Source organism: Kosakonia sp. SMBL-WEM22, from assembly GCF_014490785.1.
Classification (GTDB): Bacteria; Pseudomonadota; Gammaproteobacteria; order Enterobacterales; family Enterobacteriaceae; genus Kosakonia.
In genome coordinates, this window is record NZ_CP051488.1 from 3,276,458 (window position 1) to 3,294,842 (window position 18,385).

The following is an 18,385-nucleotide window of genomic DNA, read 5'->3' on the forward strand; positions in this document are numbered from 1 at the left end:
GCCGGGGTCTCTCATCAGAAGCGGTAATCAATCGCCGCAAAGTAGCGACGTCCGTCTTCATTAAAGCTGTAGTCATCGCGGCTGAGATCTTTATCGCCGAGGTTAAGCACGCCCGCGCGCAGTTTGACATTTTTCGTTGCCTGCCATGCGCCGCCCGCATTCCAGATAACATACCCGCCCGGCGTAGCGCCCTGTGACACCGAGCGTTTTTCGCCGCTGTAGTTCGCCGACACATAGAATGACCACGCGTCGTTAGCCTGCCAATCCAGCGTGCCGTTGGCGGTGTGGAACGGCAGATCCTGCAACGGTTTATTGCCGCCGCCGCTCAGGTTGCGCCCATCATTATAGGTGTAATTCAGGGTGAGCTTCCACGCCTCATCGAACGGGATTTTCACCTCGGTCTCCACGCCCTGAATTCGCGCTTTATCGACGTTGTAGTAGCGGAACACCGGCACTCGCGCCCCACGAGCGTTACGCTCAAAGCCGACAAAGTTAGGGTAGCCCGGCGCTTCGGTCAAACTGGGGGTACGGCTAATGTTGATCATATCGTCGATATTGTTCTGGAATGCAGTAACGCTGCCCTGCACGCCCTCCAGCCAGCCCTCTTCGCCGCTGTAGTAAAGCCCCAGTTCGAAACTTTCGCTGGTTTCCGGTTTCAGCTCCGGGCTGCCGACAATCCGGCAGCCGCCGCGGCAGGAGTTACTCGCCCAGTCCGGGCTTAACTGCAACAGTGACGGCGCTTTAAAGGCCGTTGCCCAGCCCCCTTTCACCGTGAGGGTATCGGTGGCGCTCCACACGAGGTAGGCGCGCGGGCTCCAGTGATCGCCATAGGTTTCATGGTCATCCATGCGCAGGCCGGTGGTCAGCGCCAGCGGTTCAATAATCCGCCACTCATCTTCAATAAACAGCGCGTACTGGCTGGAGGAGGTTTTACTACTGTTACCGCCGGTCAGGTTAATGGGATCGCTGAGTTTGTCATGACGCCATTCACCGCCTAGCGTCACTAATTGATTGATCTCACCGAGCGGCAGCACCACTTTGCCATCCACGGTGTTACTTTCTGAACGGATGGCGCTGGCGTTGCCCGGGTTTTTGTTATCGATCTTCTCGCCGTAAAAACGCAGCTCGCTATTAGCCATGCCCCAGCGCCCGTTATGCGCCAGCGAGTAGTTCTGCCGGTCGAGGCGGTTTTTATTCAGCGAGTCGGAGTCACGATCCTGGCGGTCATAACCGTAGCCGGCGGTAAAGTCATGATCTTCGGTTGGCGTCCAGGCCAGCTCGATATTGCCATCACGGCTGGTAAAGCCCTCAATGCGCGGCGACTCACCGCTGGCAGCGGTTTGCGAGGGTTGCTGCCGATCCTTTTCGCGCTTCGCTACGCCGCCAAAAGCCTTCAGCCCGAGCACGCCGTCAATCAGTGGCCCGCTGGTGTAGAACTGGCCATTTTGTGTATCGCCGCGATCGCGGTGCGCCTGAATAGTGGTATCCGCGGTGATTGAGCCGCTCCAGTGCTGGCCGATTTTTTTAGTGATGATATTCACCACGCCGCCGAGGGCGTCGGAGCCATACAGCGACGACATCGGGCCGCGCACCACTTCAATGCGCTCAATCGCTTCTACCGGGATCCAGTTGAGGTCAAAGTCGTTATGGCGGAAGACGGCATTGCGCGAGTTAACGCGTTTACCATCAATCAGGATCAGGGTATAGCTGCTATTCAGCCCGCGCAGGCTGACGCCTTTGCGGTTATCCCCTTCATTGGTGAGCTGCACGCCTGGCACCTCTTTCAGCACATCTTTCAGGTTTTGCACCGGCCTGCGCTGTAAATCCTGCTGCGTGATGACACTGATACTGGCAGGCGCATCTTTCAGGTTCTGCTCGCTGGCCGAGGCGGTCACCACCAGCGTTTCACCCTCCCCTGCGGCGGCCATCACCGGCAGCGCCAGCGTTAACGCGGACGCACAGAGGCCTCCCCGCATAATGGGATTCAAGGTAAACATTCCGTAACTCCATGAGGTCTGAAAAAGATTGAAAAATTTGCTCACGTATTGCAAAACCTCGCACCGTTACATTGACGGCAGCGTTATAGATTGTGGAAACATCAGGCGCATGAATCCCGCCGGGTTCCCTTTTTTTTCAGACGCTTACCTTAGTGCAAACGAGAATGATTATCAATTTCGCAAACTTAAAGTTATGTAAAGGAGGGCGGGTAAATGGGAGGAGAAAGTGATAAAAAAACGCCCTCTGAGTAGAGGGCGTTAAACAGATAGTTATTTGGTAAAGCGTTCCGGGAATTCCATCTCGCTGTAGCGCACAAAGCGCGTCCCTTTGCTGAACTTGTAGCCCAGCCAGATCACCAGGAAGAGCGGAATGCCGATATAGGTTGCCGTTACTGCACCCCAGTCAATGGAGTCTTCGAGGAAGGCCTGGTAGTTCTGACCAAGCGTGATGATCAGACAGAGCACAAAGGCGAAGATTGGCCCAATCGGGAAGAAACCGGAGCGGTACGGCAGGTTATCCAGCGAGTGGCCCTGCGCAACGTAGCCGCGGCGGAAGCGGTAGTGGCTGATGGCAATCCCCAGCCAGGCGATAAAGCCCGTCATGCCGGAGGTGTTGAGCAGCCACAGGTAAACGGTCTGGTTGCCAAACATCGAGGTGAGGAAGCAGAGACCGGCAATCACCGTGGTGGCATACAGCGCGTTGCGCGGCACGCCGCCTTTCGACAGCTTGGCGAAGATGCGCGGCGCTTTACCGTCGCATGCCAGCGTGTAGAGCATACGGGTGGAAGCATACATCCCCGAGTTGCCCGCAGAGAGCACCGCCGTCAGGATCACCGCATTCATCACTGCCGCCGCCGAGAGCAGGCCAGCATGTTCAAACACCAGCGTGAACGGGCTGACGCTGATATCTTTCACGTCATTACGCAGCAGGCTTGGATCGGTATAAGGGATGATCAGGCTGATAATCAAAATTGCGAAGACGTAGAAGAGCAGGATTCGCCAGAAGACCTGACGCACCGCGCGCGGAATGTTCTTCTCAGGATCTTCCGACTCCCCAGCCGCGATACCGATAAGCTCGGTGCCCTGGAAGGAGAAGCCAACAATCATCGCCACGCCAATCATCGCCGAGAAACCGCCGGCAAACGGCGCGTCGCCGATGCTCCAGTTGCTCCAGCCCGCCGGTTTTTCCCCCTGGAAAATACCGACAATCATCATCACGCCGACGATGATAAAAATAATCACAGTGGTCACTTTGATAAGCGAAAACCAGTATTCCGCTTCGCCAAAGCCTTTCACCGAGATGTAGTTAAGCAGGAAGATCACCGCCAGGAAAAGCGCGCTCCAGATCCAGCCCGGCGTATCCGGGAACCACCAGGTCATCACCAGTTGCGAAGCTACCAGATCAACGGCGATGGTGACCGCCCAGTTGTACCAGTAGTTCCAGCCGAGGGCGAAGCCGAAGCCCTCTTCCACATATTTCTGCCCGTAGGTCGAAAAGGAGCCGGAAACCGGCATAAAAGCAGCAAGCTCGCCGAGGCTGGTCATCAGGAAATAGACCATCAGGCCAATCAGCATATAAGAGAGCAGTGCCCCGCCCGGCCCTGCGGAGGAGATGGTCGCCCCGGAGGCGACAAACAGACCGGTACCAATGGAACCGCCAATCGCGATCATCGTCAGATGACGCGCTTTCAGTTCACGGCGAAGCGTGGTCGCTTCTGTGGTTTTTTTCTCGGAACCCATAAGAAAAAGCTATCCATCCAAAAAATGAGGCGCGATTGTAGCAGACGAAACGCGGCCCTTCCGGTGGAAAAGGTCTCTTATTAGAGACCTTCATGATAGGCCGCGAATTATAAGTAAAGCAGTGAATGGAGGATGTTGCGAGGCGCATAAGCGCGGTCAGGCGAGACCGCGCACCGAGGCGATAAACTGCTGTAACTCCGGCGTGCGCGGCTGGTTGAAGAAGGTTTTACTCGCCCCCTGCTCCCACACTTTGCCCTGATGCATAAACACCACCCGATCGCCCACTTCGCGGGCGAAGTTCATCTCATGGGTGACCAGGATCAGCGTCATCCCTTCTGCGGCAAGCTTCTCCAGCACGCGCAGCACTTCACCGACCAGTTCGGGATCGAGCGCGGAGGTGATCTCATCGCAGAGCAGCACTTTCGGCTTCATCGCCAGCGCGCGGGCAATGGCGACGCGCTGCTGTTGACCGCCGGAGAGGCTGGACGGCGCATAATCGATGCGATCGCCAAGCCCGACTTTCTCCAGCATCTCCACCGCCAGCTCGCGGCAGGCTTCAGCCGGCATTTTCAGCACCCGGCGCGGCGCCAGCATCACGTTTTCCAGCGCCGTCATGTGGGGAAAGAGGTTGAAGCTCTGAAACACCATGCCGACGGAGCGGCTGATCTCCCGCGCCTGCGATTCACGGTCGGTCACCGTCATGCCGCCAAGTTTGATGCTGCCATCCTGGTAGCCCTCCAGCCCGTTCATACAGCGCAACAGCGTGCTTTTTCCCGAACCGCTGCGCCCGATAATTGACACCACCTCACCCATCTCAATATCCAGGCTTACGCCCTTCAGCACATGGTTGTCGCCATAATATTTCTGAACATCATTAATGGTGATGAGCGGCATGGAATTTTTTCTCCAGATAGCGGCTGTAGCGCGACAGCGGATAACACAGCAGGAAGTAGCCTGCGGCGACGAGGCCAAAGACCTTAAATGGCGCAAAGGTGACGTTGTTCAGCATGGTGCCCGCTTTGGTCAGCTCAACGAAGCCGATAATAGAAGCCAGCGCCGTGCCTTTCACCACCTGCACGGAAAAGCCCACCGTCGGCGCAATGGCAATGCGGATCGCCTGCGGGGCGATAACGCGAAACAGCGTCTGACCGAAGCTCAGCCCGAGACAGCGGCTGGCTTCCCACTGCCCTTTCGGCAGGGCACGAATCGACCCGTACCAGATATCGAGCAGAAAGGCGCTGGTAAACAGCGTTAAGGCAAGCGTGGCGGCGGTCCAGGCGCTGACATCAATACCGAACAGCCCGAGACCAAAAAAGGCGAGGAACAGCTGCATCAGCAACGGCGTGCCCTGAAACAGCGCGGCATAGGCGCTGACAAAACGCTGCGTCCAGCGCCAGCGACCCAGGCGCACCATCAGCAGCGGCAGGGTGACCAGCGTGCCGCAGAAAAAAGCAATCAGCGACAGCAGCACCGTCCAGCGGGCGGCCAGCAGCAGATTGCGCACAATATCCCAGTCGGTAAAGGTACTCATCATGATCCGCTCCCCAACCATTTGCGCCCAATCGCCAGCAGCGCCTGGCGCATCAGCAGCGAGAGCGCGAGGTAGAGCAGCGTGGTGACGAAATAGACTTCAAAACTTAAGAAAGTACGCGACTGGATAAGGTTCGCCATAAATGTCAGCTCCTCATACGAAACCTGCGATACTACCGATGAGCCGAGCATCACCATTACGCACTGGCTGACCAGCGCCGGATAGATACGCGCCAGCGCGGGCGGCAAAATCACGCGCAGGAAGGTCTGAACTTTTGTCAGCCCAAGCACCCGCGCCGCTTCCCACTGCCCTTTTGGCGTCACCTGAATGCCCGCGCGGATAATCTCCGTGCTGTACGCGCCGAGGTTCACCAGCATGGCGATCAGCGCCGCCTGCCCGGCGGTGAGCTTCAGCCCCAGCCCCGGTAAACCGAAGACAATAAAGAAGAGCTGCACGACAAAAGGCGTATTGCGGATCACCTCAACATAGATCCCCCACAACGTGCGCAACACGCCCGGTTTGCCGCTGCGCAGCGCCGCGCCGAGGATGCCAAGCGCGACACCGCCCACCGTTGCCAGCAGCGACAGGGTGATGGTTGTCCACAGCCCGGCCAATAGCTCAGGCCAGAAAGGCCAGAGTGCGGCGAAATCAAGCGTCACCGTCATCGATTAGGCGCCAAAGTTCGCGGGCAGCGGTGCCTGCATCCACTTCTGCGAGAAGCTATTCAGCGTGCCCTCTCTCTGCGCCTGATCGACCAGCTTGTCGACCTCTGCCTTCAGCGCCGGCTGGTTTTTCATCAGCCCGATAAAGCAGGGAGAGTCCTTAAGCATAAATTTGCTCACCGGTGCGTGTTGCGGGTTCTGGCGGGCAATTGCCGCCACGACTACGTTGCCTGTGGCAAGGAAGGCGACCTGGCCGGAGAGGTAGGCGGAGAGCGTGGTGTTGTTATCTTCATAGCGCTTCACCTGGGCATCTTTTGGCGCGATATCGCTCAGCACCATATCCTCCACCGCGCCGCGCGTGACGCCGATGGTTTTGCCGCTCAGGACTTTCGCATCGGCAAGCGTTGCGTCTTTCGGGCCAAACACGCCGAGGAAGAATGGCGCATAGGCGCGGCTGAAATCGATCACCCGCTCGCGCTCGGCGTTTTTACCGAGGCTTGAGATCACCAGGTCGACTTTATTGGTTTGCAGGTAGGGCACACGGTTTGCGCTGGTAACTGGCACCAGTTGCAGCTTCACCTTCATCCCTTTCGCCAGGTAGTTGGCCATATCGATATCGTAGCCCTGCGGCTGCAAATCGGTGCCTACCGAGCCAAACGGCGGGAAATCCTGCGGCACGGCCACGCGTAGCACGCCGCGCTGTTGAATATCCTGTAACTGATCCGCCAGCGCCTGGGCGGAACAGATCATCATTACTGCTGCACTGGCCGTCGCCATCATCCACTTTTTCATCTCAACACCTCATCGCCCATGAAACAAAAGATTCTTTGAATCACTTTTTGCAACTAATGTGCCAACGAAGCCAGTGCCTGATTCAGCGGGCGTGCGGGTTAACGTGAGGAGGCCTGCACCCCTAAAACGGTGCAGGTGCCTGTTGATGGTGCAATCAAAGCTCGCAGTAGCGGATAAAGCGGGTCAACGCGCTGGAGAGATGTTTCTGCCGGTGATGAATGCGCCACAGGGTGCGCACCAGGCGAGGTAACGGCAGCGGCACCTCCACCAGCGTGCCGGTTTCCAGCTGTTCAGCAATCACGCGGCGCGACAGGCAACTGATGCCAAGCCCGTGGCGCACCGCATGTTTAATCGCTTCTGAATTACCGAGCTCCATGCCGAGCTGAAACTGCGGCAGATGCGAGAGCAGTAGATAGTCGACGATTTCGCGGGTACCGGAGCCGCGCTCGCGCAGGATCCACGGCGCAGCGGCAAGGGCCTCCAGCGTCACCTCACTTTGCAACAGCGGCGAGGAAGGTGGTGCAAACACCACCAGCTCATCCTCCAGCCAGGGTTCAGCAATAATCTCCGCCGCATGGCACGGCCCTTCGATAAGGCCGATATCAACGCGAAAATCGGCCACGGCGGTGATCACATCCTGGCTATTACCGACGCTCAGCTCCAGCGGCAGCTCGGGAAAATCACGCCGGTAGTGAGCGATCACCTCCGGCAGAATGTAGTTACCGATGGTGCTGCTGGCGAAGACGCGGATAGCACCGTTGGCCTCACGAAACAGCTGTTCGATTTCGCTTGCCTGCTCCAGCGCCGCCAGCGCGCGCGGGTAGAGGAGCCGACCGTGTTCATTCACCACCAGCCGTTTGCCGACGCGATCGAACAGTTGCACGCCAAGCTGGCCCTCCAGATCCGTTAGCGCGGCGCTCACCGCAGATTGCGACAGCGCCAGACGCTGGGAGGCCTGGGTGGTGGAGCCGCTTTTCAGCACTTCAGCAAACACTTCGAGCTGGCGCAGGGTTATATGCATAGGGAGTTGCTTACCACTTATAAAGATTAATTATAAATATATAATCAATTTTACCTTTAAGCCAGCGCGCCGTACCCTTTTCAGCAACAAGAGGAGAAGGCTATGACCGACATCACATTACACTCTCATCACTCTCGCATCTGGCGCGTTATGCCCGGCCTGCTGCTGAGCGGCGCGATTACCGCGGCGGCGCTGTGGCTTGGCTCCCTGCCCGCCGTAGCTGACATCGGCCTGAGCGCATTAACGCTGGCGATCCTGCTCGGTATGGTGCTGGGCAACACGCTTTACCCGGCGCTGCATCGACACTGTGACAGCGGCGTGCTGTTTGCGAAACAGCATCTGCTGCGGCTCGGCATTATTCTTTATGGCTTTCGCCTCACCTTTTCGCAGATTACCGATGTCGGCGTCAGCGGCGTACTGATAGATGTACTGACCCTCTCCAGCACCTTTATGCTGGCCTGTTTTCTCGGGCAAAACGTTTTTGGGCTGGATAAAAAAACCAGCTGGCTAATTGGCGCTGGCAGCAGTATCTGCGGCGCGGCAGCGGTGCTGGCAACAGAGCCGGTCGTAAAAGCTGAAGCAAGCAAAGTGACCGTCGCTATCGCCACGGTGGTGATTTTCGGCACGCTGGCGATCTTTATCTACCCGGCGCTGTGGCCGCTGCTTGCGCCATGGTTCAGCCCGCAGACCTATGGCATCTGGATTGGATCGACGGTGCATGAAGTGGCGCAAGTAGTTGCCGCCGGTCACGCCGTCAGCCCGGAGGCGGAGAACGCGGCAGTGATTGCCAAAATGCTGCGCGTGATGATGCTGGCTCCCTTTTTACTGCTGCTGGCCGCGCGGGTGAAACAGCTCAGCCCGCAGGAGGGGAACGAAAAAAGCAAGGTGACGATCCCGTGGTTTGCGCTTGGCTTTGTGGCGGTGGCAGTATTTAACTCCTTTCACCTGTTGCCGCCCGCAACGGTGAGTATGCTCAACACGCTGGATACGCTGCTGCTGGCGATGGCCATGGCGGCGCTGGGCGTGACTACTCATATCAGTGCGCTGAAAAATGCCGGGGCGAAACCGCTGGTGATGGGGCTGCTGCTCTTTATCTGGCTGATTGTCGGCGGGGGGGCTATCAATCTGCTGGTTCATTGCGTGATGGCATAAAGCACTACATCTCTGTCCTGCAGACCCGCTATGATGTCGGTTTTCCCCCGGCGGGTCTTTACAGGAGTGTTTATGAAATACATTGGTGCGCATGTTAGCGCCTCAGGCGGCGTCGCAAATGCGGCCATCCGCGCCGCCGAGCTGGACGCAACGGCGTTCGCGCTGTTTACCAAAAACCAGCGTCAATGGCGCGCCGCGCCGTTAACCACGGAAACGATTGATGCTTTCAAAGCCGCATGTGAAGCGCATAACTATTCGCCCGCGCAAATCCTGCCCCACGACAGCTACCTGATTAACCTCGGGCATCCGGTTGATGAGGCGCTGGAGAAATCCCGCGAAGCGTTTATTGATGAGCTCTCCCGCTGTCAGCAGCTTGGGCTGACGCTGCTCAATTTCCACCCCGGCAGCCACCTGCAACAGATCCCGGAAGAGAAGTGTCTGGCACGGATTGCGGAATCCATCAACATTGCGCTGGCGCAGACCGAAGGCGTCACCGCGGTGATCGAAAATACCGCCGGTCAGGGCAGCAACCTCGGCTTTCGCTTTGAGCATCTGGCAGCAATTATCGATGGGGTTGAAGACAAATCCCGCGTTGGCGTCTGTATTGATACCTGCCATGCCTTTGCCGCCGGTTACGACCTGCGTAGCGAGGAGGCGACCGCCGCCACTTTTGCCGAGTTTGACCGCGTGGTGGGCTTTAATTACCTGCGCGGAATGCACCTCAATGATGCGAAAAGCAGCTTTGCCAGCCGGGTTGACCGCCATCACAGCCTTGGCGAAGGCAACATCGGCCACGATGCGTTTCGCTGGATCATGCGCGACGCGCGCTTCGACGGTATTCCGCTGATCCTTGAGACCGTTAACCCGGATATCTGGGTGGAGGAGATCGCCTGGCTTAAAGCGCAGCAGTACGCGGAAACCACCGCCGGGTAATCTCCTGCCATCCGGCAATGGCGCAATGCCTGATGGCGCTGCGCTTATCAGGCCTACAAAAGCAACACCATCCCGAGCCGTAGGCCGGATAAAGCGCATGCCGCCATCCGGCAATGCCGCAGTGCCTGATGGCGCTTTGCTTATCAGGCCTACAAAAGCAACACCATCCCGAGCCGTAGGCCGGATAAGGCGCATGCCGCCATCCGGCAATAGCGCAGTGCCTGATGGCGCTTTGCTTATCAGGCCAACAAAAGCGAAACTATCTCAAGCCGTAGGCCGGAAAAGGCGCAAGCCGCCATCCGGCAATGACGCAGTGCCTGATGGCGCTTTGCTTATCAGGCCTACAAAAGCAAAATCTCCTGCGAGTCCGTCGGCCGGATAAGGCGCATGCCGCCATCCGGCAATGGCGCAGTGCCTGATGGCGCTTTGCTTATCAGGCCTACAAAAGCAAACCAGCCCTTTTGCGGGCATAAAAAAAGGCCGCTAAGCGGCCTTTTTTCTGTTTCTACGGCTCAGGCAACTTTCGCGGCCATCTCCGTTTCCGGACGTTTCAGCAGGGCATAAAGCAGACCCGACAGCAGCGTACCAGCAACGATCGCCAACAGGTAACCGAGCACCGGAGTGATAGCACCCGGGATCAGCAGTACGAACAGACCACCGTGCGGTGCCATCAGTTTGGCACCAATCGCCATGGAGATAGCACCCGTCAGCGCGCCACCGGCGATACAGCATGGGATAACACGCATAGGATCGCGCGCCGCAAACGGAATCGCCCCTTCAGAGATAAAGCACAGACCCAGCACCAGCGCCGCTTTACCGCCTTCACGCTGACCTTTATCGAACTTGTTACGTGCTACCAGCGTTGCCAGACCCATCGCCAGCGGGGGCACCATACCGGCCGCCATGATCGCCGCCATCGGCGCGTAGGTTTGCGTACTCAGCAGCCCGACACCAAAGGCGTAGGCCGCTTTGTTCACCGGACCACCCATATCGGTACACATCATGCCACCGAGGATCGCGCCCAGCAGAACGGCGTTCGCTGTACCCATGGTTTGCAGCCAGGAGGTGAGACCTGCAAGGATTTTCGCTACCGGCGTACCGATAAGGTAGATCATCGCCAGGCCAACAATCAGGCTGGAGAAGAGCGGAATAATCAGGATCGGTTTCAGCGCTTCCATACTTGGCGGCAGCTTGAAGCCTTTGCTGATCGCTTTCGCGATGTAACCGGCAAGGAAACCAGCAATGATACCGCCGATAAAGCCAGACCCGGTGCTTACCGCCAGCATACCGCCGATCAGACCCGGCGTCAGACCCGGACGGTCAGCAATGGAGAAGGCGATAAAGCCTGCCAGCACCGGCACCATCAGCGCAAACGCTGTACCGCCGCCGATCTTCATCAGCGCCGCCGCCAGCGTGCCCTCTTCTTTAAACGCGGTAATACCAAAGGCGAAGGAGAGTGCGATCAGCAGACCGCCCGCCACCACCATCGGCAGCATGTAAGAGACACCGGTCAGCAGGTGACGATAGGCGCCCGCGCTCTCTTTTTTGCCTTCTGAAGCTTCAGACTTCCCTTGCGTGGATGGCTGATAGGGCTTTGCTTCCGCTACTGCTTTATCCAGCTCCTGCGCCGTTTTCTTCAGCGCAAGGCCCGTCGAGGTGCGGTACATCGGTTTACCGGCAAACTTCGCCAGGTCAACTTCGATATCCGCCGCAACGATAACCAGATCTGCCTGCGCCACCTCTTCCGGGGTGATGGCATTGCCTGCGCCCACGGAGCCGCGCGTTTCAACTTTCACCCACCAGCCGCGTTTTTTCGCTTCGGTTTCAATGGCTTCTGCCGCCATAAAGGTGTGCGCGACGCCGGTTGGACAGGCGGTCACGGCAACAATACGTTTCGGCCCTGCGGCCGGCGCTGCCGCCGCAGGTGCAGCAGCCGGAGCGCTGTAAGGCGCGGCGTGGTTCTTCGCTTCGCTCAGGAACAGCTCCGGGTGCGCGACCGCGCGATTGATATCGCCCAGCCAGACTTTTTTCCCGCTCAGCGCCGCGTCGTTTGGCAGCTGGCTACCCAGCACGATCGCCAGTTCTGCGTCGCCAGGGTTATCAACAAATTGCAGATTCGCTTTTTGCGCCGCCGCGCCCAGCAGGGTCTTTGCCATATAGGCACGGGCCTGTCCGAGTTCAGCGTCGATGATCAGCAGCGTTTTCATTATGCCTCTCCTGCTGTTAGTTAAAGGGTTTTAAGTCAACGCGCGCCATCATCGCGGCTAACTGGGTACGATCGGTAATCCCTACGTTACTCTGACTGACCGCCAGTGCAGCGACAGCGGTGGCCAGGCGTAAAGTGTGCTCACTGGACTCACGCATCAGCAGGCCGTAAATCAGGCCGCCAACCATCGAATCCCCTGCGCCAACGGTGCTTACCACTTCCATTGACGGCGGTTTGGCGATCCATTCACCCGAAGCGTTGACCCACAGCGCCCCTTCTGCGCCCAGCGAAATCACCACGTGGGCGATCCCCTGCTCGCGAAGCGCGTGAGCGGCTTCAATAACGTCCTGCAATTCCGGCAGCTTACGACCAGCCCAGATCTCCAGCTCGCGGCGGTTAGGTTTCACTAACCATGGTGCGGCTTTCAGACCGGCGACCAGCGCGTCACGGCTGCTGTCAAAGATAATGCACGGGCACTGGCTGCGCAGACGCGTCATCCAGTCGGTAAAGGCTTCCGGGCTGACGCCCGACGGCAGGCTGCCGCTGACGCAGACCATGTCAAACTGGCCAAGCCAGCTGAGCGAGTCAGTGACAAAACGTTCCCAGTCGGCCGGGGTGACTTCGAAACCGGAGAAGTTAAAGTCGGTCACTTCGCCATCTTTCTCGGTCAGCTTAACGTTGATGCGCGTACGCCCCTGCACCACCTGGAAACGGTTGGCAATGCCCAGCTCGCTGAACAGTTGCTGAAAGCCGTCCTGGTTATCTTTACCGAGGAAACCGCCCACGGTGACGTCGATACCGAGATCTTTCAGCACCTTCGCGACGTTGATCCCTTTACCGGCGGCGTGCAGCCCGGTAGTACGCACCAGGTTGACTTCGCCACGCTCCACTTCCGGCGTGAAACCCACCAGATCGTAGGCCGGATTTAACGTGATTGTTGCAACTCTTCTGCTCATTTACGCTCCCTCTCCCAGGCCCGCTGCGATGGCGTCGCCAATCGCTTTCAGCGCCTGTTCAGCATCTTCGCCCTGTGCGGTAAAGCGCAGGCGGTGTCCTTTTTTCACGCCCAGCGCAACCACTTTCATCAGGCTGCGGCCATTTGCCGGTTTGCCCGATCCATCGAGGTTGGTGACAGTGATTTCACTGTTGAACTGTTTAATGGTGTTGACCAGCATGGTGCCCGGACGGGCATGCAGGCCGTGCTCGTTACGAATAACAAACTCTTCGCTGAGCAGATCCTCCGCAACTGCGTCGTCGCTGGTCAGCAGCGCCAGCAGCGTGGCGGCGTCGGCATTCAGCAGACGGTCAGCTTTATTCGCCAGCAGCAGATCGCTCAGGCGCTTCAGCACAGCAACGGGTTGCTCATCGGCCATCGCGACGCTCACCAGAACGGCGGCGTTTTCGCCTTCTACCTCAAACGGTGTGGCGGCGCGGCTGACGGCAACCGCGCTCAGCAGGTTGCCCTCGGCACTGTCGTTCAGCCAGATGCCCTGGCCGAGGTTCAGCGGCTGTTCGTTAATAGCACGGGTGACGTAGAGGCTGTCTACCGCGCCCGCCTCTTTCAGACGTGCGGCGTTCAGCGCCTGCAGCGTCATCAGCGAGCTGGCGTTGACGTCCAGAGACAGGGTTTCGTTGTCTAACTTCAGCGCGCTGCTCTGCTTTTCGCCCATCAGCAACGCCCGCAGCTCTTCAGCAGTGGTCGCGGATTGCAGCTGCGCGGCGACGGCATCATCACTCAGTACGTGCGTCAGCTGACGCAGCAGACCGAGGTGCTCATCAGAGCTGGCGGCGATACCGATGGCAACGTAAGCCACCTGCCCTTCGCTCCACAGAATGCCCTGCGGGAACTGGAACACTTTGACGCCGGTTTTCAGCACCTGGTCGCGCGTGTCGGTGGTGCCGTGCGGAATGGCGATGCCGTTGCCAAGAAAGGTAGAAGTTTGCTGCTCGCGTGCGAGCATGCCATTGACATAGCCCTCAGCCACGTTGCCGGCTTCGGTCAATGCCGCCGCGATCTGGCGGATGGCCTCTTCTTTATTACCGGCCTGCTGGCCTGGATGGATGTCCTGAACGGATAACTGGAACATGTGACTCGTCTCCCGCTGAAATTGAATCGTTTCAGCTTACATAAGAAAGGTTACGTCACCGCCGTGATTCAGAGACAATGCGATGACGCTGAAACGTTTCAAGGAGTCTTGACCTTTTTTGCTCAAGGATCAAGAAATCTCTCATTTGGCGTTTAAGAATTTTGAGGCACTGCACATTTTACAGCCCGTTAAGGAAAATTTGCTGACGCGAATCTGGCCGTCAGCTTATCGCCTTCAGCCTGTTCAGCTTTAGAGTGGATTAAGGTGCAGTCTGCTGTTCAAGATTGAGGAGGTAGATCATCGCCTGTTCGCGCGTTGAGCCGCACATCTCCAGGCCTGGCTGCAGGCCAGCGCACACTTTTGGCCGCAACGGTGAGCCAAAAAGCTTGCAGCGCTGATGTTCATCAAGCTGTACGCAGGGCGTGTTGGCCGGTTTACCGTTGGGCATGCCGGGGATCGGGCTGGTAATGGACGGGGCGGTACAGCAGGCTCCGCAGTCCGGGCGGCAGTGCATAGTGGCTCTCTTATTTGGCAGCGACGCGCTGAAATAGCGCGTTGCGGGGCACGCTATCATCTTTTACCCCTGCAACGCAAAACTCAGCAATTCCCCTTGCCTGAAAAGGCCCTCGCGAGTAGTTTGTCGCGATATTTTGGTGAATTTCTTTTTTACAGGAACCTGGCAATGCCAAGAGCGAACGAAATTAAAAAAGGTATGGTGCTGAACTACAACGGCAAGCTGCTGATTGTGAAAGATATTGATATTCAGTCACCGAGCGCCCGCGGCGCAGCAACGCTGTATAAAATGCGCTTTGCCGATGTCCGCACCGGCCTGAAAGTTGAAGAGCGTTTTAAAGGCGACGACATTGTTGATACCGTCTCCCTGAACCGCCGTTTCGTTGACTTCTCCTACGTCGACGGCAATGAATACGTCTTTATGGATAAAGAAGACTACACGCCTTACACCTTCACCAAAGACCAGATTGAAGATGAACTGCTCTTTATTCCGGAGGGTGGCATGCCGGATATGCAGGTGCTGCTGTGGGACGGCCAGTTGCTGGCCCTCGAGCTGCCGCAGACCGTGGATCTCGAAATCGTTGAGACTGCACCGGGCATCAAAGGCGCGTCAGCCAGCTCCCGTACCAAGCCTGCCACGCTAAACACTGGCCTGGTCGTGCAGGTGCCGGAGTACCTGACCACCGGCGAGAAGATCCGCATTCATATTGAAGAGCGCCGCTATATGGGCCGCGCTGATTAAATAAAAAAGCCTCCGCATGGAGGCTTTTTTTTCGCCCGCGAAAGCGAGCAGAATGTTTGTCAGCGGCTCTTACAGCAGGTCGCGGAACAGCGTCTTCTTCAGCGCCAGCTCAACGCCGCGTACTTCCGCCATCCCTTTCAGACGACCAATCGCCGAGTAGCCAGGGTTAGTTTTCTTACGCAGATCGTCCAGCATCTGGTGGCCATGATCCGGCCGGAAGGGGATCGGGCGCAGATCGCCCGCTCTCTTACGGCGCTGCTCTTCAGTAAGAATTGCCGCCACCACCGACACCATATCGACATCGCCATTCAGGTGCGCTGCTTCGTGGAAGGTTTTCGGGTTCTCTTCGCGACAGGTAGCGCGCAGATGGGTGAAGTGAATGCGGTCGCCGAAGGTCTCAATCATCCGCACCAGATCGTTGTCTGCCCGCACACCGTAGGAGCCGGTGCACATGGTGAAGCCGTTGTTGATGCTGTCTACCGCCTCTTTCAGCCACTGCATATCTTCGATAGTGGAGACAATGCGTGGCAGGCCGAGGATCGGGCGCGGCGGATCGTCCGGATGAACCGCCAGCCGTACGCCCACTTCCTGTGCCACTGGCACAATGGCGCGCAGGAAGCAGGCCATATTTTCGCGCAGCTGCGCTTTGTCGATGCCGTCATACTCTGCCAGACGTGCGCGGAACTGATCCAGCGTATAGCCCTCTTCCGCACCCGGCAGACCGGCGATGATATTGCGCGTCAGCTTCTCCACTTCCGCATCGCTCATCGCATTAAAATAGGCCTGCGCCTGGCGCTGCTCTTCATCGCTATAATCCGCCTGCGCCCCTTCACGTTTAAGAATATGCAGCTCAAACGCGGCAAAGGCGATCTGGTCGAAGCGCAGCGCGCGCGCGCCATCCGGCAGTTGATATTCCAGGTCGGTACGCGTCCAGTCGAGGATCGGCATAAAGTTGTAGCAGACGGTATCAATTCCGCAGGTGGCGAGATTACGGATGCTCTGCTGATAGTTGGCAATCCATTTTTCGCAGTCGCCGGAGTGGGTTTTGATCTCTTCATGTACCGGGATACTTTCGACAACGGACCAGTAAAGCCCTTTTTCAGCCAGCAGGGCCTGGCGGGCTTTGATCTCCTCCACTGGCCACACCTGGCCATTCGGAATGTGGTGCAGAGCGGTGACCACGCCGGTTGCGCCCGCCTGACGAACATCATCAAGAGAAACCGGATCGTTCGGTCCATACCAACGCCAGGTTTGTTCCATCGTCTTCCCCTCAAAAAAGTTGTTATACCAATACAGCGAAAAGCATGACGACTACCATACATGCTTATCGGAACCGGTCAAATCCTGCCGCAGCAATGATTGATCCAGCTCACATTCCCCGGATATTTAAGGCATACCAATTCTTTTTGCTGTCATATAACTTTACACTGCTATTGTTAATTATTGGTTAATCAGGTGTATAGAGATGAAAACAATTGCCTCCGCCACGCTGCCCGCTTCGGTGCAACAGCCGCAGTACGATCGCAGCCAGCTCCGTTCGCGCATCGTCCATTTCGGTTTTGGTGCCTTTCACCGCGCCCATCAGGCGTTATTGACCGACCGGGTGCTGAATGCGCAAGGCGGCGACTGGGGCATTTGCGAAATCAGCCTGTTTAGCGGCGATGTTTTAATGTCGCAGCTGCGCGAGCAGGAACATCTTTATACGGTGCTGGAGAAAGGCGCGGACGGAAATAAGCCGATTATTATTGGCGCGGTCAACGAGTGCCTGAATGCCAAACTCGACACGCTGGCGGCGATTATTGAGAAGTTCTGCGAGCCGCAAGTGGCGATTGTCTCTCTGACCATCACCGAAAAGGGTTACTGCATCGATCCGGCCAGCGGTGAGCTTGATCTCACCCAGCCGCGTATTGAGCACGATCTGAAATACCCGCATGAGCCGCACTCTGCGCCGGGCATCTTAGTTGAAGCCCTGCATCGCCGCCGCGAGCGTGGCCTGGCGCCCTTTACCGTGCTCTCTTGTGACAACATTCCCGACAACGGACACGTGGTGAAAAACGCCGTGCTGGGGATGGCGCAAACCCGCTCGCCGGAGCTGGCGCAGTGGATAGCGGAGCATGTCAGCTTCCCGGCCACCATGGTCGACCGTATTGTCCCGGCGGCAACCGACGAGTCGCTGGCGGAGATTGCCGACGTGCTCGGCGTGTTTGATCCGTGCGCCATCAGCTGCGAGCCCTTTATTCAGTGGGTAATAGAAGATAACTTTGTCGCCGGGCGTCCGGCCTGGGAAAGCGCGGGCGTGCAGCTGGTGGAAGATGTGCAGCCGTGGGAGCAGATGAAGCTGCGCATGCTTAACGGCAGCCACTCCTTCCTCGCCTACTTAGGTTATCTTGCCGGATTTGCGCATATTAATGAGTGTATGCAGGACGCGGCCTTTCGGGAGGCGGCGCGCCAACTGATGCTGAATGAGCAAGCGCCGACGCTGCGTATTAAAGGCGTCAATCTTAATGCTTACGCCGATAGCCTGCTGGAGCGCTTCGCTAACCCGGCGCTGAAACATCGCACCTGGCAGATTGCGATGGATGGCAGCCAGAAGCTGCCGCAGCGCCTGCTGGATGGGATCCGTATTCATCTGCTGCGCCAGAGTGACTGGCCGCTGCTGGCGCTCGGCGTCGCGGGTTGGATGCGCTATGTCAGCGGCGTTGATGACGCGGGCGAGGTAATTGATATTCGCGATCCGCTGGCGGATAAGATCCGCGCCATTGTTGAGACCAGCAGCAGCGACGAGCGCGTCACGGCGCTACTGACGCTGAAAGAGATCTTCGGTAACGATCTGCCGCATAACCCGGTATTTGTTGATGCCGTCAGCCAGGCGTGGCGTGCTATTGAGACGCTCGGCGCCCATGGCGCGGTGCAGCAGGCGGTCAACGCTTAACATTTTTTGCCCTCAACGCGGACGGATAGTGCGATGCGCCGTCCGCGCTCTTCTCTTTTCCCCTTTTTTTCGCCAGG

At 57.8% G+C, this 18,385-nt stretch carries 16 protein-coding genes; 4 read left to right on the forward strand and 12 right to left on the reverse strand.

Going from position 1 to position 18,385, the window contains the following annotated elements:
* Positions 1 to 14: 14 nt before the first annotated feature.
* From cirA to yieE, 7 genes are all read right to left on the reverse strand, one after another.
* Entirely contained in the window at positions 15 to 1,997 is a 1,983-nt protein-coding gene (cirA, locus tag HF650_RS15760; protein WP_187799436.1) for a catecholate siderophore receptor CirA, read from the reverse strand.
* 270 nt (positions 1,998 to 2,267) lie between these two features.
* Positions 2,268 to 3,737 carry an amino acid permease gene (locus HF650_RS15765; RefSeq protein WP_187799437.1) on the reverse strand — a complete coding sequence of 490 codons (1,470 nt, stop codon included), beginning with the start codon at positions 3,735 to 3,737 and terminating at the stop codon, positions 2,268 to 2,270.
* 156 nt (positions 3,738 to 3,893) lie between these two features.
* On the reverse strand, positions 3,894 to 4,631 hold the full coding sequence (locus HF650_RS15770; RefSeq protein ID WP_023479833.1) for an amino acid ABC transporter ATP-binding protein: 738 nt from the start codon (positions 4,629 to 4,631) through the stop codon (positions 3,894 to 3,896).
* Positions 4,612 to 5,268: an amino acid ABC transporter permease gene (locus HF650_RS15775; RefSeq protein WP_187802713.1), complete on the reverse strand. Its 657-nt coding sequence runs from the start codon at positions 5,266 to 5,268 to the stop codon at positions 4,612 to 4,614. Before HF650_RS15775 ends, HF650_RS15770 begins: the two co-directional genes overlap by 20 nt.
* Positions 5,268 to 5,933 (reverse strand): amino acid ABC transporter permease, encoded by a 666-nt coding sequence (locus HF650_RS15780; protein WP_187799438.1) that lies wholly within the window; start codon positions 5,931 to 5,933, stop codon positions 5,268 to 5,270. The genes HF650_RS15775 and HF650_RS15780 overlap by 1 nt, the downstream gene beginning before the upstream one ends.
* A gap of 3 nt (positions 5,934 to 5,936) precedes the next feature.
* A complete protein-coding gene (locus HF650_RS15785) occupies positions 5,937 to 6,722 on the reverse strand; it encodes a transporter substrate-binding domain-containing protein (protein ID WP_187799439.1) in 786 nt (261 codons plus the stop codon).
* 154 nt (positions 6,723 to 6,876) lie between these two features.
* Positions 6,877 to 7,743 (reverse strand): DNA-binding transcriptional regulator YeiE, encoded by an 867-nt coding sequence (yieE, locus tag HF650_RS15790; protein ID WP_187799440.1) that lies wholly within the window; start codon positions 7,741 to 7,743, stop codon positions 6,877 to 6,879.
* Between the two features lie 102 nt (positions 7,744 to 7,845).
* Between yieE and HF650_RS15795 the strand changes: the two genes are divergently transcribed.
* Positions 7,846 to 8,895, forward strand: a complete 1,050-nt coding sequence (locus tag HF650_RS15795; RefSeq protein ID WP_187799441.1) for a YeiH family putative sulfate export transporter — start codon at positions 7,846 to 7,848, stop codon at positions 8,893 to 8,895.
* A 72-nt stretch (positions 8,896 to 8,967) separates the two neighbouring features.
* Positions 8,968 to 9,828 (forward strand): deoxyribonuclease IV, encoded by an 861-nt coding sequence (gene nfo, locus HF650_RS15800; protein WP_187799442.1) that lies wholly within the window; start codon positions 8,968 to 8,970, stop codon positions 9,826 to 9,828.
* 512 nt (positions 9,829 to 10,340) lie between these two features.
* Here the strand turns inward: nfo and fruA are convergent.
* From fruA to HF650_RS15820, 4 genes are all read right to left on the reverse strand, one after another.
* On the reverse strand, positions 10,341 to 12,035 hold the full coding sequence (gene fruA, locus HF650_RS15805; RefSeq protein ID WP_187799443.1) for a PTS fructose transporter subunit IIBC: 1,695 nt from the start codon (positions 12,033 to 12,035) through the stop codon (positions 10,341 to 10,343).
* 16 nt (positions 12,036 to 12,051) lie between these two features.
* A complete protein-coding gene (gene fruK, locus HF650_RS15810) occupies positions 12,052 to 12,990 on the reverse strand; it encodes a 1-phosphofructokinase (RefSeq protein WP_187799444.1) in 939 nt (312 codons plus the stop codon).
* Positions 12,991 to 14,121: a fused PTS fructose transporter subunit IIA/HPr protein gene (gene fruB, locus HF650_RS15815; protein ID WP_187799445.1), complete on the reverse strand. Its 1,131-nt coding sequence runs from the start codon at positions 14,119 to 14,121 to the stop codon at positions 12,991 to 12,993. It lies immediately after the preceding gene.
* Between the two features lie 259 nt (positions 14,122 to 14,380).
* Positions 14,381 to 14,635, reverse strand: a complete 255-nt coding sequence (locus HF650_RS15820; protein WP_187802714.1) for a YkgJ family cysteine cluster protein — start codon at positions 14,633 to 14,635, stop codon at positions 14,381 to 14,383.
* A 168-nt stretch (positions 14,636 to 14,803) separates the two neighbouring features.
* On the opposite strand from HF650_RS15820, the gene yeiP reads away from it, so the two are divergent.
* Positions 14,804 to 15,376: an elongation factor P-like protein YeiP gene (gene yeiP / locus HF650_RS15825; protein WP_023479652.1), complete on the forward strand. Its 573-nt coding sequence runs from the start codon at positions 14,804 to 14,806 to the stop codon at positions 15,374 to 15,376.
* Positions 15,377 to 15,445: 69 nt separating this feature from the next.
* Here yeiP and uxuA read toward each other — a convergent pair whose 3' ends face one another.
* Complete coding sequence (uxuA, locus tag HF650_RS15830; protein WP_187799446.1) at positions 15,446 to 16,636, reverse strand: mannonate dehydratase; 1,191 nt, start codon at positions 16,634 to 16,636, stop codon at positions 15,446 to 15,448.
* Between the two features lie 205 nt (positions 16,637 to 16,841).
* On the opposite strand from uxuA, the gene HF650_RS15835 reads away from it, so the two are divergent.
* Positions 16,842 to 18,308 carry a fructuronate reductase gene (locus HF650_RS15835; protein WP_187799447.1) on the forward strand — a complete coding sequence of 489 codons (1,467 nt, stop codon included), beginning with the start codon at positions 16,842 to 16,844 and terminating at the stop codon, positions 18,306 to 18,308.
* The last annotated feature ends 77 nt before the right edge of the window (positions 18,309 to 18,385 follow it).